The organism is Huintestinicola butyrica, assembly GCF_025567215.1.
GTDB lineage: Bacteria > Bacillota > Clostridia > Oscillospirales > Ruminococcaceae > Huintestinicola > Huintestinicola butyrica.
The window spans coordinates 224,386-238,578 of sequence record NZ_JAOQKB010000004.1; the positions used below are offsets into that span (position 1 = coordinate 224,386).

Genomic DNA, 14,193 nt, shown 5'->3' on the forward strand with positions numbered 1-14,193 from the left:
AACATCACCTTTTCACCGTTATTTTCGCACCGCCCGAAAGAAACGCACTGCGGTCATATTCCGAAAACATCTCCAGATGCGCCGCATTAAGATAATCAATGCCCTTTTCCGTCCTGCCGAGATTGTATTTCACCGCATCGGCAAGATACAGCCTGTACAGCAGATAATCAAGATCGCCGACCCGGAGGATACTCAGCCCCGTGTATTCCGCAACAAGCTTTTCCGGAAGAGTTGAAGCAGGAAATGAGCATTCCGGAAGAGAATTTTCAAGAGGGAATGAGCTTTCGGGAACTTTGAGATATTCCCCCCAGTCCTCAATTATCTTCGTAATGCCGTCGATATATACCCCCATGAGCCTGCTCAGCTCCGCTTCGGGCATATTGTCAGGGGCATTACCCGAATATTTTTTCAGCATCTCTCCGAATATTGCAGTTGACTGCAATTCGCCGTTCATCAGCATATCCAGCTCATTCTTGGTGCATATCTTTATTCTGATTTTACCACACAAAGATACTGCGGTAATATCAAGCTGCGAAAAGTACGCCGCCGCACCTGTCAACTTTTTGCTCACCTTACAGCCTCCTATCTGTATATTTTCAGTTTCGGGAGTACTATGCCCGAACTTTTTTTCTTATCGTATTTTTCAAGCATGGGCGCAACGGTCATAGCCGCAAACAGTGCCATAGCACCATCAGTCTTTCGGCTCTTGCCCTCTATCTTCTCAAAGGTCGTGTTGCCCTTGCTATCCACCACACGCTTTACGTTGTTTAGGTACCAGCGCATTATCATGCTGTCACCGCAGTAAAACATACGCCTGTTGAGGTCGAGGGTGATGTCGGGTGCAGCCTTTGCAAGGTCAGAGGGACGGGTAAAATATATATGCCCCGTGTCTTCTCCGTAATGGTTTGCCGCCTTTCTCGCCTCTCCCGTTATGCCCAGTATCTGTTCAGCGTTCCTCTTCATGTAGGGAAATCTGTAGCTGTCCGCCGCTCCCGCAAGCACTCTCTGATTTTTTGTCTCTTCCTTTATCCACAGAAACGGAAGCTCCGAGCCTATCTCCGAACCCTTGACCATCTCAGCTTCCCCACGGGCAACAGCCTCCATGTACGGAAAGTTTATCCTGGGCAGGTCACGGCTCTGCTCGCATATCCATGTTTTCTGCCTTACGTAATATATCCCGTCAATAAGATTTACGATCACCGCCGACATAAAGTCATCTACAAGGCTGTAGTCCACCGCAATGATACATGGGCGCTTCAATACCTCAGGTATCTCCGAGGGCATAGCCCCACGGCAGCAGGCTTGTATGTTCTCCCAGCCCGTCACCGCTCCCTCACGTACACCGTCAGGGCAGTTGCAGCGCTTTACCGCAAATGCCCTCTTGCGTATAGGGTCTTCCTTGTACTCTATGTAGTCACGCATCATCTGCTCCCTCAGCACAGGAAACTCGTCAAGGCTGGGCACCGCCATTATCCAGTTGTCGGGGTCATCTATCTCCGAAAGCTCCATGTGGCACATAAAGGGCAAAAATCCGTTGTCGGGGCGGTCTCCTCTGAGTATAGCCCTCGCCACTTCCTTTTTTGCGTCAAGTACACCGTCCCTCACCTCTCCGTCTGTGCTTGTGTACAGCTTTCGGGGGTCACGCACCTTGCCGAGGCCGCCCTCCGCAACGTCTATCAGGTCGGAATTTTCAAAAACGTGTATCTCGTCAAAATTCACCTTTCCCGGCCGTCCGCCGTCCTTGGTCTTTGGGGCGGACGTGTGGTATGTCCATACGCTCTTTGTCTTTGTGCAGGTTATCTTCTCCATGTTCCAGGAATAAAAGCGGGAAAGCTTGGGCTTGTGCTCTTCCAGAACATCATTGCGTACCTCCTCAAAACTGGTCTTGGCGTTGTCCTCAGCCGCCGCAAAGGACTGTATGTTGTAATTCCTTATGCCGTTTGCGGGGGAAAGAAGCGCAAAATCCTCAAAGCTCACATATCCGTTCTTTCCCGACCCACGCCCCATGTATCCCAGCATATCGGGCCACCTCGGCATTCCGTCCGCACGGTACGTGCAGCAATGGAGCACAAAGCAGAATTTCTCCCAGTCAAAAAGCTCATATCTGAAATATTTCTGCAAGCCAAAATATTTATCAACACTCAGCTCGTCAATGTGTATGTCCTCTTCTTCAAAGGCACGCAGAACCAGCCTGCATAGCTGCTTCTGCTCCTCGCAGCTGCGTATCTCCTCGCCAAGTATCTTGTCACAGTACCGTTTTACGTATTTCATGCCATTTCATCACCTCGTATCATTTCTTTTGTGTACTCCTTTCATTTTGCACAATGCGTACAAAATACGCATATAATATTATACATCATTTTCTTTCCCATCTATTGACAAATACGCATAAAAGGCGTATAATATATAATAGAAGGAGGGAGAAAATGAAAAGGCGGGAATTGATAAAGCTTCTTGAAAAGAACGGCTGGGAGTTCAGAAGATGCGGCGGAAATCACGATGTTTACACCAAAGGCAAGGAAGCTGAGGCAATACCGAGACACGCCGAGATCAACGAGAACCTCGCAAAAGCAATAATCAAACGCAGAAACCTAAAATAGCGAACGGGGAGCAAAGCTCCCCCAAAAGCTGTTTTCAAATATACCAAAAGGAGTGCTGACCATATGAAAACCTGTTATCCTGTAATACTCACCAAATGCGATGACGGAAGCGGCTACCTTGTAACTATCCCCGACTTCGATAATAACACTTTCGGCGAGACCGTTCCCGAAGCCATTGAAATGGCAAGAGATGCCATAAACCTTCTTTGCGTGACCTATGAAGATGACAAGCGTGAGCTTCCCGCTCCCTCGGATATCACCGCACTTAACTGTGCCGCAAATGAGATCAAGACCCTTGTCGATGCAGACCCCGACGCTTACCGCCGTATGCTCGATAACCGCAGTGTCAAGAAAAACTGCACTATTCCGTCATGGCTGAACGAAAAAGCCGAACAGGCAAATATAAACTTCTCCGCCGTTTTGCAGGAAGCCCTCAAAGAAAAATTGCACCTTGCCTGATGCGCTTTTCCCCGCAGATGCTTTATGTGTCTGCGGGGATTTTTTTACATTTTCGATTATACGCCGTTCCGCCTCAATGCCTTCCTGCATTGGTCTCAGAGCATCAAGAACAGTCTGCTGATCCTTGATATCAAAATAAAACGACAGTTCATAGTATCTGAATAAATCGGTCTGAATGTTTATATTGCTCCCTATATACCTGCAAAAAAACTCTTCCGCTGTGTATTCCAGAGCCTCCCGAAGGAATAATGGGATAACAGGTACTTTCGGACGTACTGCTGCATATTTTCCCTCAAGCTCACACTCCGTCTCTGTGATGTGCCACTTTTCAGCGGAATTTTTGGCACAAGCAGAAACTTGTATGTAAACAGTCCCCATAGGATAAACAATACCACTCCCGCACCGCTCAATGTCTGCAATGCCGTAAAGCTTCACATATCCGCAATTCATCTGTGTTCAATCATCTCCCTGAATATCCGCCGAACTTCTTCAAGCTCAGCCCTTGTTTTTTCGTCTCTCGCCGTAAGCTCTGCAAGGCTTGCATATATTTTGGCTTCGCAATGTTTTATTTTCTGCTCGTTTTCATACAGCTCCTTTGTGACTGCCACAATGTCTATAGGCTGTGGCGGGTCGTAAGTATCAACATACCTTGGAATATTCAGATTATAGTCATTGTCCTGTATTTCCGATATGTCAGCTATATGCGAATACCTTTCGACTTCAAGGGCATTTTTCAGCGTGCGCAGTATCTTGTCGGCATCTCCCCGTCGCAGACGGTTCTGCTTGCCGATTTTTTCAAATTCCTTTGATCCGTCAATAAAGATAACTTTTTCGACAGAATTTTTCCCGAATATGATAATTGCAACAGGTATCTGTGTGTTTAAAAACAGCTTTTCGGGCAGACCAATAACGGCGTGTACATTGCCCTTCTTAATCATTTTTCGCCTGATATTCAGTTCTCTGTTTCCCCTGAATAATACGCCGTGCGGTAAAATTGCAATTACCTGCCCTGTTTCCTTCAGCCGTGATATTCCATGAATAACAAATCCCATGTCCGAAAACTGATTTGGTGGATACCCGTATTCCGCAAATCTGCCGTCCTCTGGCTTTTCTGTAAAATCATATTTCAACGAATATGGCGGATTTGTTATACATACGTCCACAGGCACATCGGGAACACTGTCAATCTTAACAATTTTCCCAAAGTGCTCTCCCTGAACTATCTGCCACGCTCCGTAAACCTGACCTGACAAGACATCTTTGTTTATTACATATCCTGATATGTTTCGCACCGAAAGATTAAACAGTAAAAGCGGCAATGCCCTTTTTGAAAGCTCTTCGCAGTAAAATTTGCATTCGGGTGCAACACCGTGCATAGCTATGGTCAATCCTCCGGTTCCTGCACAAACGTCAAGGCAGCTTTTTACATCTTCCCCCACAATTCGCGCCACAAGCCCCGTCAGTTCCTTTGGCGTGAAATCCTGCATCATAGCCTTGCGGCTGCTGTGCTCTTCCTGAAAATAATCGGTAAATCCGTCATAGGACAAATCACCCTGCATGTCACAATATTTTTCAAATATACTGTATATCTCTTCAGAGAACAGTAGCCCCATTAACTTATCGGGCAGCATGAAGCTTTCGGTAACGCCGAATAATTCGTTTATTTCGTTTGCATTTATTCTGTTCATTCCTCTCGCCCTCCGCTAAATCCCCAAAATATTCGACGCAGTCATATCCGCCACGTGCGTATATAGCACATTGGGATATTTCTTTACAGCCGCACTGTAATACTTCCAGTTCTCTCTGTCGTCAAAGGCTCCCATATGCCATCTGATGCACATGATTTCTTCCTGCGTCAGTGTGCCTAAAATATGCTGTGCGATAATTACGGACTTTTCTCCATGTCCTGGTAAAAGCATATCAGTGTTGTACACCCACTTGCCCTCGGTTTCACACACCACGCTTCCGTCAGCCGCCTTTTCCCGAACAATTTCACGACTGTAGTCGTCAGTCTTGCATATGTCATGAAACATTCCGACAATGTAAATGCTGTCACGTCTCCCCCACCTCAGACCGAGCTTTTCCGTAAGGTTCAGCAACTCCAGCGTTACCGCCTTGGAATGTTCATACAAACCGCCCGTAACGTTTCCGTGATATCTGATTGATGCAGGCGCAGAAAAATATCCCAGCTCCTCGAGACGTCCCGCTATTACATCAGCGTCCCATATATGACCTCCGACAAATTCAACGAAATCCTCTATTCTGTTCATTTCTTTTTATTCTTCCTTTCCGCATCGCCCGAAGCTATAACGCAGGCAGCAACTCCGATCAGTACCGCTGCCATAGAACACCCGATAAGGAAGCCCGCCACAAACATCATCATACGCCATTGCCCCCCTGCCTGCCTCTGCCCGTCCTGCTGCGGGAACTGCGGAATGTCTCAGGCTCATTGTCATTGACAGAGACCGCTCCCACCGTATCCTCAAAGCCTGCATATCTCACACAGTCAAAATTGATAAGCAGCTTGTCGCCTGTGCCCATCTCCATGACAATCACATTCCCAGAAGCGTCAACGCCCATCATAGCACAGCCCTTGACCTCCGCACTGTCGCCGTCACGGAACCTGATTATCGCCGTATGTGTATTTTCCATATGTACCTCCCAATAGCATTATTGCCTTTTCTTCCTGTTTCTTCTCTCGATGCACCTTGCCACGTGCTCGGAGTAGCCTTGAAGTGCAAGCCTCTCTTTCAGATGCGCATTGCGCTTCTCCGCATTGCTTTTCAGATATTCTCTGTATTCTTCACACTGAGCGTGACAGGACTGAGACCGCCTGCCGCACCCGAAGCAGCAGCACGCGCCGCTCCCTTTGTTACCGACTGCCATGTTATCACCTCTTTCAACGGACACGCCTGTCACATCTCCTCATCATCGTCAGCGCAGGGATTATTGAGTCCAAGCTTTATAAGCTGAGCCGCCATTTTCACAGTAGTGCCCTGCCTCGCCGCCACCGAGGGATTGACTTTGTTCCATGTGTTTCCATACTTGTCCGTCTCGCAGACAAAATACCCTCTCTTTGAAATGTCTTTTCTGAATGCCTCTCTTTCCCTCCACAGGTCAAGATAAGCGTCCACCATGTCAATGTAATACGGAGTGTCCCTGCCCGAGCTTCTGAGCTGTTCAAGCAGTGACTCTCTTATGTCCGTGATTTTCTGCCTTTTGGCCGCTCCCATATACTGTTGCCTCCTATACTATTTACGCGCGCGTGCGCATGTGCGCATATGTGCGTAGAACAAAAATTTCCGCTCCTCCCGACATTGTCCTGTCCCTATGCCCGATATGAAAAGGCTCAAAATTCCGCCTTTTTTTGAAAGGGGGGATACCCCAAAAAAACGCCCTACCATCGCTCCGGATATCCTTCTGTCGCCTTCATTGTCTTGCTTTCGACAGCTGCGTGACAGTCATTGCACAAAGGGATAAGTTGAGCCTCTTTTTTCCCTGTTTGTGCATTAAAAACAAACAAAGACAGGGCATATTGAGGGTATTTTTTTACAGGTTTTACATGATGTACCATCGTTGCAGGCGTAAGAACACTTGGAGTTTTCTCATGCTTGCATCGCTGACATTCCCCGTGATAGTACTTCATTGCCTTTGCTCTGGACCTCCGCCACTCGGTAGAGATATAAAACGGGTGTACATCGCCTGACCGTATAAGACCTACAAGCCATCTTAAGAATTCAGATGTCACTTTCTATTACCTTGCTTCCGCACAGGAGTGCCAAGACCATATATGCGATACCCTCGGTAAAGGGTAGATATGCCGCAGTGATATTTTAACGACACCTTGACCAACGTGTCACCATTGTGCTGATCTTCCCAAGCCTTTTCTATCTCTTCCTTGCTAAGGCAAAAATGCTGCTTCTGCTGTTCTATCGTCATTCCTTACCTCCTTATCGCATATCCTTGTCTCACTTAAATCCTCTTCACGTCCGATATTTTTATCATCGTGTAGCTCTGGTACGGATATCCGTAAACATCAACGCCGTTGTAAAGCGTGTCCTCTTTGATGCGCCAGCCTTTTGGGGCTTTGGGGTTTATGCGCCATGTTTTCGCAGGAACTATCTCACGGACTGTTACAGGACGTTTCAACCCATGTGACGGTATGTATGACCGCATACCCTTTGGGTGCGGCTCATGCTTCGGGTCGGCTATCCAGTACCACGCCAGCGTATAATAATCATAGCCCCTATAAAGGCTGCGCCCGACGGAAACACTGCCCCATTTTGCCCACAGCTGCTGTATGACGTGCAGCGGGATATCCTTGCGTAATATCATGTGGTGGTGGATAGCGCCTCTGGCTGTCGTAGTGTGTGTGCAATACAGATAATCGAGAGAATATCCGTCAGGCATATTCTGTTTGCACCATTTTTTCAGGTCCTTGCAGAATGCAGCAACATTTTTCTGCGCCTGCCACTCATCGAGGGGTCTGTCACCGTTTGCGCAGTAATGCAGCGACAGGTTATAATCGCCCTCTTCAAAGTTCAGCTGCATGAGCCAGCATAAATTCTGAATGCTGACCTTTTGGTTATGCTTCTTCACCTTGTCGGCAGTCTCAGCGGACTTCTTTGCTCTGCCTTTCAGTCCGTGATTGTTTATCATGCCCGATGAGTAGGTCTTAACGATGTGCCGCTCGTCGTTAATGTCTGTTACAGCCATCAGATACCCACGTACCACGTTATCACTTCCTTCCGTTCATAATCTCAAAAGATAATACTATAAACGAGTTTTTAAAAGCCTTTTTAGGCCATTTTTATTTTTGCGAAAATGCGAGGATATCCTATACTATATAAATGTAATAGTATAGGATACGTTGTTGATATAGTGCAGAAGAGAATGCTCAGAGTTCGGTCTGCTCAAATTCCTCGTCCGCATCTTCTTTGGTCTGCTCTTCAATTTCACGGGCTGCAGCAAGAAGGTCATGCCGCAGAGTGTTTGTATTTCTAAAACTGCCCTTGAAACTGTACGGAATGGCCGCTCCCACTGTGATAAGCCCCTCCTTGATGATTATCATGGCCCCCGGCGAAAGATCGGGAGTAGGTCTGTAAATAAACTCAACACCCTGCCCCGAAAATGGCCTGATGCTTTCCGCTTTTACAAACTCGCAAAGAGGAGCATTGCTGCTCTCACCTCTGAGCACGACCACATCACTGAATGCAAGCTTCGTGGGGACCATAAGCCCATCGCCTTCACAGGCATTGCAGTATATGTATTTCCGCAAGATATCCTTGTTCTTCCCATTGAAATAGCTTACGTTGTATGATGCACTGGTTTCACTGTCAACACCTATGAGAGGCAGGACATTTTCACAGTTAATGTCAGGCAGTCCGCTTACACTGTATATGGCTCCATCAACTATAAGCCACTGGTCACTTTCGTTCGGCTGCCAGACATATATCGTTTTCTTCTTTGCCACTGCGGCATAAATTTTTGTGTAGTTCATATGAATGGCTCCTTTATAAGCTTTCCTTCTTCAGATCACCGAGAATGGCTTCTACAAACTTAATAGCCGCTCCCTTGAATTTTTCTTTCTTCTCGGGATCCGATACTTTGTCGAGTGCATTAAGGAACTTTTTGAGGTTGTCCTGTGTCTCGGCAAAATAGAATTTGAACTCGATAAGCTCCGAATCGGCAGGCTTTTCGGCTGACTGCAATTTGCGTTCAAGCTCTTTTATTCGTTCATCAGTGGCTGCCTTGTCCGCTCCCAACGATGCGGACATATCATCAAGCTCCTTTTTATGAGCTTCTTCTATCTCCTTGACCCTGCTTTCAGCCGCTTTCTTTTCTTTCTTAAGCTCCTTAATTGCTTTCTCATATTCAGACTTTGCAGATACCATGTTCTTTTCGGCTTCCTTGGCAGCCTCTTCTCGGATTGACCTCAGAAGTTCCTCGGAAGGCTCTGCAATGACTGTTTCCACAGGTCGGCTTTCAAGTCCCTTCATTTGCTCGTAGTATTCATCACGTTCAGCCTTGAAGCTATTGCAGTCGGCTGTAATTTTTTCTTTTTCGACAGCTATCTTATCATTTTCGGCAGTCAATAGACATATCTGCTCATTGGCTGCTTCAAGCTTGGCTTTCAGCTCCTCGGCCTCCCTTTTGCTCATAGCATTAAGTTCTCCACTGTCGTTGAGCTTTTCAAAATCCTCTTCCGGGATATCTCTGAGAACGTCGAGTACCTCAATTTTGGCACAATTAAGCTTGTCAAGACGACCGCCAAATCGTTCGTACACCCTGATATGCTTCCGTGCCTGAGTATATTTAAACTCAAATGTATGCGCCGATGCGTCTTCCATATATTCTTTAAAGCTGGAATATCCTTTTTCGGTGTACTTTTTCCCGTCTTCAATGGCCTTGAGAGCCTTGCCGATCTCCAGTATAGAGCGTGCCATATCATATGAATGTGCTACAATGGACTGGTCTATCTGCTCAAGACTCCAGTCCAGGCACTCATTATGCTGTGAGCTGATTATTGTTGTTTCTTCCATTTTCGTTACCTCCGTTATCGGCAAGCTTCATTGCCTCTTTTTCATATTCCTTGTCGCTCAGCCTATTGAATACATGATCCAGGAACAGCCGATACTCTTTTTCAAACTGCTTGATGCTGTCTGGCTTCTTGACCGTTCTGTTATCCTTGTATCCGTAACACTGCCGTATATATCCTTCCGCCGATACCTCGATGGTGTACCACCGTTCCTCAGGGTTCCAGCGCTTACGAATAAAAAATATGTGTGTAGCACCTCTGGCATGGCGCTCGGCGTATGATGCCACACAATGGTCAAGGACTTTGCCCTCATCTCTGATATCCTGCATATCCTTAGGCAATACTATTTCATACAGCAGATTGCTGTAGATGAGCTTTGACAGCTCTTCCTCCTGTGCCTTGATTTTAAGGTCATTGGGGACGTCCTGAGCCTTTCTTATACGTTCTTCCGCCGCATTGGTCTCGTTTACGAGACGGTCATGCAGCTTTCTAAGACTTTTGGGAAATCTCAGAACGCTTTCCTTGGGATATCCGAGCGTATCCATCATTCTGTTGCAGTCGCTCCATTCCAGCGCCCCTCCGTATCTGTCAGATTTACAGTGCTTATAGATATAGTTTCTGACCTTTACAAACGACGCCCTCATTTGACGGGAAAGCTTGATCTCTTCTTCAATAAGACTTATTCCGTCGGCTTTGAGAATGTTCATGCACTCATCGAAGCTGTTTATGCCTTTTATTTTTTTCAGCAGCATATATCCGTATATCTGCCGAAGGGAATAGTAACAGCCATTGTCATGAAATTCTTTCATTTCCTTGGCATCAAAGCCCAGCGCCTTTTTTATCTCTGTGCATTTCCAATTTATCATTTTGGAAAAGACGGATTTACCGACTGCCATATCTGTTACTACCTTTGAAAATCCACATTTCCACAGCTGCTCGCATAGTGCGGGATTTTTCGCACATAGTTCAATAAATTTTACCGGGTGAATATCGTCCGCCGATTGACAATAATCGTAATATGGCACGTATCTGAGGAATGTGTCACCTATTGCATCATCGTTGATGCAGGTGTATGAATGGGTATATTCCATGCTGTCTATGCCCATATTGTACATTCCGAATACAGGCTCGTTTATTGCTTTCATCGCCGTGAAGCCCCCACTCTGCCATGTCCAGCGCATTTCCTCCGAACCGTATTCGGAAAATATATATCGCCTGTGGTACTCATAGTCGATATACGGTTCTTCAATGTGCGACCATGATACTATGACTTTTACGGCATTTATATACAGTACATTGTCTTTTGCAGTGAATACAGCATAATTTCCCCACGCCCTAAGGCACTTATGTCCTCTGCCCTCGCATTTGTATGTAACTTTATGACCGCACATCGGGCAGGTGCCGACATCATTGTGTTTAAGGCGTTCCGGAACATCACTGCCGCCTATCCGTATTCCGTCAGCATACACATCTTTTTGGAACACATCGCTGCGGCGGCAGGCAGTGCAATAGCACCATGCTTTGCCACGCTTCTTTTGGTAGAACAGGAATTGCGGCAGCGCATCATATACGATCTGGTCCTCGGCTTCCCTGCTTAGCAGACAGGGAAATTGCCGCCAGAGCTCCGCCAATTTGGCATTATCCTTTTTCATATTCTCACCTCACAGCCCGAGAAGGTCATCAAGTGACATATTCACACTTGACTTTTCTTCCGATTTTTCTGCGGAGGTTCCCGAGGAAGCTTCCGAAAGATCATTATTGCCTTCAGTGTTTATAGTCATGGAAAAGGATATCGTTGCTGTAGGAAAATAGAATTTTACAGCCTTTTTGTAGGCATCAAGATCAGACAGTGCCGAGCCTGCTCCCTTTTCGACCGCCTTCATGCACTCCTCGAAGCTTCCGCCCTGTACTACAGCCTGTGCAAATTCCTCAGACTGCCTGCAAAACGACTTAAGTGCCTCGCATACCGGGTCCTTCATGATGTTTATTTTGCTGCTCGATGATTTGATTTTTTCACCAAGCTTTTCCAACGCCTTACCGCTGAAAATTTCGTAACTCATATTACACCTTGACTTTCTTCTGAATATGTGCTATACTCAGACCATAAACATTTTATTTTTCCGCTCCCTCAGGTGTTTTGGCCGCCTGTGGGAGTTTTTTTATCGTATATCTCGGCAATAGCTCTTGACAGCCGCATTCTGTAGTTAATGATATCGAACAGCTGTTCGTACAGCCTGCCTGTGACCATTTTATCCAGCCTGCTTTTATCTCTGGGGAACTTCGGGTATTCCGGAAGATGACAGCGTGAACAGCTGAACATACATTTATCAAAATACTTCCATACCATAGCTTCCCATTCCCTGCGCTCGGTGTCTGACATCGGGCGTTTTATTTTTTTGACAGCTATATGATACTCGTACAGTGCGCCTATCATGGTGTTATATGGGTTAAGCTGATATCCGTATTTTGCTGATTTAGGCCCGCTGAATATCTGAAGATTATCCACGTCCGACCTCCCGAACCATCGTAAACAGCGCCGCTACCGATAGTGCAAGAACGATAACCAGTGAGCGTCCTGTAACTGTACCGTTTATCAGGATATCCAGTGCTGTAATGGCTGTCTGTGTGCAGCCGACTGCAAAATACGATAGCCGCTTAAAGTTTATCTTGCTGACCTTGGGCGCACGCTTTTTAGGGCGTATTGCCTCTAACTGCTCCGCCGAATGGGTGCTGCGTCTGATGTTGTCAATATCCTTGCGGCAGTATGCACCGATAAGTTCTATTGCCGCTTCCGCTCCCCAGCATATCGCTACGGCGTGTCTTGTGCCTTCCAGCTTTTCCAACCATTCTATCTGCTTGTCCGTGGGCCGTCCGCCTGTCTTTTTGAGTTCTATCGCCAGCCCGCTGTATATCAGTCTGCCGTCTGTGTCGATTATCGGCACGGGCAGAAAGAAATCGGGAAATCCTGCACGCATACCCGCCTGCTTTAACTTATATCCTGCCGCCGCCGAGCGCTTTCCCTCGTTGGGAACGTGTACGGCAAGGTCAAGCTGAGGATATGTGTTCTGAGCCCATGCACACCATGCCATCATATGTGCCTGCTCCGCTTCCTCACTTACCGATGCGGAGACTATCTTTTTATACTCGTCCGTTGTCATTAACCCTCTCCCCTTTTTCATCGTACCCTTCTGCTTCCAGTAAGGGCTTGAAATGATTTATTATCTTTGTCTCGAACAGACCTGCCAAAAATACTACTGCCGCTCGGGGATTATCCGTCTGCAATAAGATCTCTCCGTCACGTGTGACCATAAAGATATCGTTTGCAGGGTTGATGAAAAGGATATCCCCGAATTTCTGTGGATTTATCATATAATCCGCTCCCCCAGATACTTGTGAAGCTTCTCAGGACTTTCAGTGATATATGGAAGCGGTGCATAGTTATCGGGAGACATATCATCATCGACAAGCACAATGCCGTTGAATACGCATTTGTTATATGTCCGCCAGTCCTCCGGGGTCGCAACTGTCACGTTTTCGTGACCACGGATATGTACTACCATACCGGTCACTGTGTAGCTGTTGCAAAATGTAGGATACTCAGCCCTTATCTGTGCCCTGAGAAATTCCTGCATATTCTTTGCCTGTTTATCCGTCGGCATGATGATAAGCACCTTTCGGCATTGTGTAAGGAGCAGGAGCACCGCCAGCTCACGCTTTGTCAGCATTTTTCTTACCTCTTTTCCTGTTGAAACACCCGTCGTCCGCCGTATCAATAATGTACTGGGGTGATTGGACGTACAGCCCATACGTCATGCCCAGCTCATCTGCACGGCGGCTTACCGCCTCGATGCTTGGGGCCTTGGGCGGCTTTTTCTTCTTTGATGCGGCCATCGGTTCATATTTTGCTTTCCTGCCCATGTCCTGCACCGTCCTTACTCATTGCCCATGCCCTGGCCGTCTGCAAGCTGTTCTGCAGCTCTGCCGCCTTGGTCACTGACACCTGTTTGTTTTTGCGCTTCTGACGCTCCGAGCGGTCGAGCTCCGCCGCTGTAGGCGCAGACTGATTAAATATATCCACCACTGACGGCGGAAGCTGATATTTGGCACGGGTCTTGATTATCTCATGCAGCTGTGCAGCATATTTCTCTCGCTGACCGCCTGTTTTATCGTCAATAACGCCATCGTCCAGCATTTCGTTATACTTTGCCGCCTTATTCTGTACCGAAAGCAGGAACTGCATAAGCCGCTTCTCGCCGAAGCCGTATTCCTCGTGAAGAACGTCCAGAACGGTCAGCAGGTTATCTTCCATTGTCTCGAAAATAGTCCGCCAGTTCTTTTCCCTAAATGCCTTTTCGCTGTTGGCCTTCATATTACCCCGCCCTTCTCGTAAAATTCCATAAGGGTCTCCTTGGATATTCTCCAGCCTGCGTCCGTTTTTAACGCACGTATCTTGCCATTTGCGCACTTCTGGCGGATAGTCTCACAGCATATGCCTAACAGCTTACTGCAAAACGGGATATCCACAAACAGCGGAACCTCGTCCCAGCTGTAGATATACGGCCTTGCCTTTTTCTTGTTCATATTCATGTTCATGCT

At 47.0% G+C, this 14,193-nt stretch carries 21 protein-coding genes; 2 read left to right on the forward strand and 19 right to left on the reverse strand.

The genetic code is table 11. From position 1 onward, the window contains the following. Positions 1 to 4: 4 nt before the first annotated feature. Together OCV68_RS06625 and OCV68_RS06630 are read right to left on the reverse strand one after the other, a co-directional pair. Positions 5 to 571 (reverse strand): hypothetical protein, encoded by a 567-nt coding sequence (locus OCV68_RS06625; RefSeq protein WP_262571610.1) that lies wholly within the window; start codon positions 569 to 571, stop codon positions 5 to 7. An 11-nt stretch (positions 572 to 582) separates the two neighbouring features. Then, positions 583 to 2,271: a terminase TerL endonuclease subunit gene (locus OCV68_RS06630; protein ID WP_262571612.1), complete on the reverse strand. Its 1,689-nt coding sequence runs from the start codon at positions 2,269 to 2,271 to the stop codon at positions 583 to 585. Positions 2,272 to 2,426: 155 nt separating this feature from the next. On the opposite strand from OCV68_RS06630, the gene OCV68_RS06635 reads away from it, so the two are divergent. Continuing rightward, complete coding sequence (locus tag OCV68_RS06635; RefSeq protein WP_262571614.1) at positions 2,427 to 2,600, forward strand: type II toxin-antitoxin system HicA family toxin; 174 nt, start codon at positions 2,427 to 2,429, stop codon at positions 2,598 to 2,600. Between the two features lie 63 nt (positions 2,601 to 2,663). After that, positions 2,664 to 3,059 carry a type II toxin-antitoxin system HicB family antitoxin gene (locus OCV68_RS06640; protein ID WP_262571616.1) on the forward strand — a complete coding sequence of 132 codons (396 nt, stop codon included), beginning with the start codon at positions 2,664 to 2,666 and terminating at the stop codon, positions 3,057 to 3,059. A 446-nt stretch (positions 3,060 to 3,505) separates the two neighbouring features. Here the strand turns inward: OCV68_RS06640 and OCV68_RS06645 are convergent, their stop codons facing one another. From OCV68_RS06645 to OCV68_RS06725, 17 genes are all read right to left on the reverse strand, one after another. Further along, complete coding sequence (locus OCV68_RS06645; RefSeq protein WP_262571618.1) at positions 3,506 to 4,747, reverse strand: N-6 DNA methylase; 1,242 nt, start codon at positions 4,745 to 4,747, stop codon at positions 3,506 to 3,508. 15 nt (positions 4,748 to 4,762) lie between these two features. Further along, entirely contained in the window at positions 4,763 to 5,329 is a 567-nt protein-coding gene (locus OCV68_RS06650; protein WP_262571619.1) for a hypothetical protein, read from the reverse strand. A gap of 109 nt (positions 5,330 to 5,438) precedes the next feature. Next, positions 5,439 to 5,711 (reverse strand): hypothetical protein, encoded by a 273-nt coding sequence (locus OCV68_RS06655; RefSeq protein ID WP_262571621.1) that lies wholly within the window; start codon positions 5,709 to 5,711, stop codon positions 5,439 to 5,441. A 263-nt stretch (positions 5,712 to 5,974) separates the two neighbouring features. Then, positions 5,975 to 6,292 carry a P27 family phage terminase small subunit gene (locus OCV68_RS06660; protein ID WP_262571622.1) on the reverse strand — a complete coding sequence of 106 codons (318 nt, stop codon included), beginning with the start codon at positions 6,290 to 6,292 and terminating at the stop codon, positions 5,975 to 5,977. A 511-nt stretch (positions 6,293 to 6,803) separates the two neighbouring features. Beyond that, complete coding sequence (locus OCV68_RS06665) at positions 6,804 to 6,998, reverse strand: hypothetical protein (protein WP_262571623.1); 195 nt, start codon at positions 6,996 to 6,998, stop codon at positions 6,804 to 6,806. 33 nt (positions 6,999 to 7,031) lie between these two features. After that, complete coding sequence (locus OCV68_RS06670; RefSeq protein ID WP_262571625.1) at positions 7,032 to 7,793, reverse strand: rolling circle replication-associated protein; 762 nt, start codon at positions 7,791 to 7,793, stop codon at positions 7,032 to 7,034. Between the two features lie 163 nt (positions 7,794 to 7,956). Then, complete coding sequence (locus tag OCV68_RS06675) at positions 7,957 to 8,559, reverse strand: hypothetical protein (protein WP_262571627.1); 603 nt, start codon at positions 8,557 to 8,559, stop codon at positions 7,957 to 7,959. Between the two features lie 13 nt (positions 8,560 to 8,572). Next, a complete protein-coding gene (locus tag OCV68_RS06680; RefSeq protein ID WP_262571629.1) occupies positions 8,573 to 9,601 on the reverse strand; it encodes a hypothetical protein in 1,029 nt (342 codons plus the stop codon). Next, entirely contained in the window at positions 9,567 to 11,249 is a 1,683-nt protein-coding gene (locus tag OCV68_RS06685) for a PcfJ domain-containing protein (RefSeq protein WP_262571631.1), read from the reverse strand. Before OCV68_RS06685 ends, OCV68_RS06680 begins: the two co-directional genes overlap by 35 nt. A 9-nt stretch (positions 11,250 to 11,258) precedes the next feature. Then, positions 11,259 to 11,657 carry a hypothetical protein gene (locus tag OCV68_RS06690; protein ID WP_262571633.1) on the reverse strand — a complete coding sequence of 133 codons (399 nt, stop codon included), beginning with the start codon at positions 11,655 to 11,657 and terminating at the stop codon, positions 11,259 to 11,261. A 68-nt stretch (positions 11,658 to 11,725) separates the two neighbouring features. After that, positions 11,726 to 12,103 carry a hypothetical protein gene (locus OCV68_RS06695; RefSeq protein ID WP_262571635.1) on the reverse strand — a complete coding sequence of 126 codons (378 nt, stop codon included), beginning with the start codon at positions 12,101 to 12,103 and terminating at the stop codon, positions 11,726 to 11,728. Beyond that, complete coding sequence (locus tag OCV68_RS06700) at positions 12,096 to 12,755, reverse strand: VRR-NUC domain-containing protein (RefSeq protein ID WP_262571637.1); 660 nt, start codon at positions 12,753 to 12,755, stop codon at positions 12,096 to 12,098. Before OCV68_RS06700 ends, OCV68_RS06695 begins: the two co-directional genes overlap by 8 nt. Then, entirely contained in the window at positions 12,736 to 12,966 is a 231-nt protein-coding gene (locus OCV68_RS06705; RefSeq protein WP_262571639.1) for a hypothetical protein, read from the reverse strand. The genes OCV68_RS06700 and OCV68_RS06705 overlap by 20 nt, the downstream gene beginning before the upstream one ends. Further along, positions 12,963 to 13,322, reverse strand: a complete 360-nt coding sequence (locus OCV68_RS06710; protein ID WP_262571641.1) for a hypothetical protein — start codon at positions 13,320 to 13,322, stop codon at positions 12,963 to 12,965. The genes OCV68_RS06705 and OCV68_RS06710 overlap by 4 nt, the downstream gene beginning before the upstream one ends. After that, entirely contained in the window at positions 13,306 to 13,515 is a 210-nt protein-coding gene (locus tag OCV68_RS06715; RefSeq protein WP_262571643.1) for a hypothetical protein, read from the reverse strand. The genes OCV68_RS06710 and OCV68_RS06715 overlap by 17 nt, the downstream gene beginning before the upstream one ends. Further along, positions 13,493 to 13,966, reverse strand: a complete 474-nt coding sequence (locus tag OCV68_RS06720) for a hypothetical protein (protein WP_262571645.1) — start codon at positions 13,964 to 13,966, stop codon at positions 13,493 to 13,495. The genes OCV68_RS06715 and OCV68_RS06720 overlap by 23 nt, the downstream gene beginning before the upstream one ends. After that, on the reverse strand, positions 13,963 to 14,190 hold the full coding sequence (locus OCV68_RS06725) for a helix-turn-helix domain-containing protein (protein ID WP_262571647.1): 228 nt from the start codon (positions 14,188 to 14,190) through the stop codon (positions 13,963 to 13,965). The genes OCV68_RS06720 and OCV68_RS06725 overlap by 4 nt, the downstream gene beginning before the upstream one ends. Between the last annotated feature and the right edge of the window lie 3 nt (positions 14,191 to 14,193).

What these genes read in the sequence shown, in the direction of transcription:
- OCV68_RS06690 (WP_262571633.1), bottom strand. Translation starts at nt 11,657, where the DNA reads ATGAGTTACGAAATTTTCAGCGGTAAGGCGTTGGAAAAGCTTGGTGAA.
- OCV68_RS06645 (WP_262571618.1), bottom strand. Translation starts at nt 4,747, where the DNA reads ATGAACAGAATAAATGCAAACGAAATAAACGAATTATTCGGCGTTACC.
- OCV68_RS06635 (WP_262571614.1), top strand. Translation starts at nt 2,427, where the DNA reads ATGAAAAGGCGGGAATTGATAAAGCTTCTTGAAAAGAACGGCTGGGAG.
- OCV68_RS06660 (WP_262571622.1), bottom strand. Translation starts at nt 6,292, where the DNA reads ATGGGAGCGGCCAAAAGGCAGAAAATCACGGACATAAGAGAGTCACTG.
- OCV68_RS06720 (WP_262571645.1), bottom strand. Translation starts at nt 13,966, where the DNA reads ATGAAGGCCAACAGCGAAAAGGCATTTAGGGAAAAGAACTGGCGGACT.
- OCV68_RS06680 (WP_262571629.1), bottom strand. Translation starts at nt 9,601, where the DNA reads ATGGAAGAAACAACAATAATCAGCTCACAGCATAATGAGTGCCTGGAC.
- OCV68_RS06685 (WP_262571631.1), bottom strand. Translation starts at nt 11,249, where the DNA reads ATGAAAAAGGATAATGCCAAATTGGCGGAGCTCTGGCGGCAATTTCCC.
- OCV68_RS06675 (WP_262571627.1), bottom strand. Translation starts at nt 8,559, where the DNA reads ATGAACTACACAAAAATTTATGCCGCAGTGGCAAAGAAGAAAACGATA.
- OCV68_RS06630 (WP_262571612.1), bottom strand. Translation starts at nt 2,271, where the DNA reads ATGAAATACGTAAAACGGTACTGTGACAAGATACTTGGCGAGGAGATA.
- OCV68_RS06725 (WP_262571647.1), bottom strand. Translation starts at nt 14,190, where the DNA reads ATGAACATGAATATGAACAAGAAAAAGGCAAGGCCGTATATCTACAGC.
- OCV68_RS06700 (WP_262571637.1), bottom strand. Translation starts at nt 12,755, where the DNA reads ATGACAACGGACGAGTATAAAAAGATAGTCTCCGCATCGGTAAGTGAG.
- OCV68_RS06715 (WP_262571643.1), bottom strand. Translation starts at nt 13,515, where the DNA reads ATGGGCAGGAAAGCAAAATATGAACCGATGGCCGCATCAAAGAAGAAA.
- OCV68_RS06655 (WP_262571621.1), bottom strand. Translation starts at nt 5,711, where the DNA reads ATGGAAAATACACATACGGCGATAATCAGGTTCCGTGACGGCGACAGT.
- OCV68_RS06650 (WP_262571619.1), bottom strand. Translation starts at nt 5,329, where the DNA reads ATGAACAGAATAGAGGATTTCGTTGAATTTGTCGGAGGTCATATATGG.
- OCV68_RS06710 (WP_262571641.1), bottom strand. Translation starts at nt 13,322, where the DNA reads ATGCTGACAAAGCGTGAGCTGGCGGTGCTCCTGCTCCTTACACAATGC.
- OCV68_RS06640 (WP_262571616.1), top strand. Translation starts at nt 2,664, where the DNA reads ATGAAAACCTGTTATCCTGTAATACTCACCAAATGCGATGACGGAAGC.
- OCV68_RS06705 (WP_262571639.1), bottom strand. Translation starts at nt 12,966, where the DNA reads ATGATAAATCCACAGAAATTCGGGGATATCCTTTTCATCAACCCTGCA.
- OCV68_RS06665 (WP_262571623.1), bottom strand. Translation starts at nt 6,998, where the DNA reads ATGACGATAGAACAGCAGAAGCAGCATTTTTGCCTTAGCAAGGAAGAG.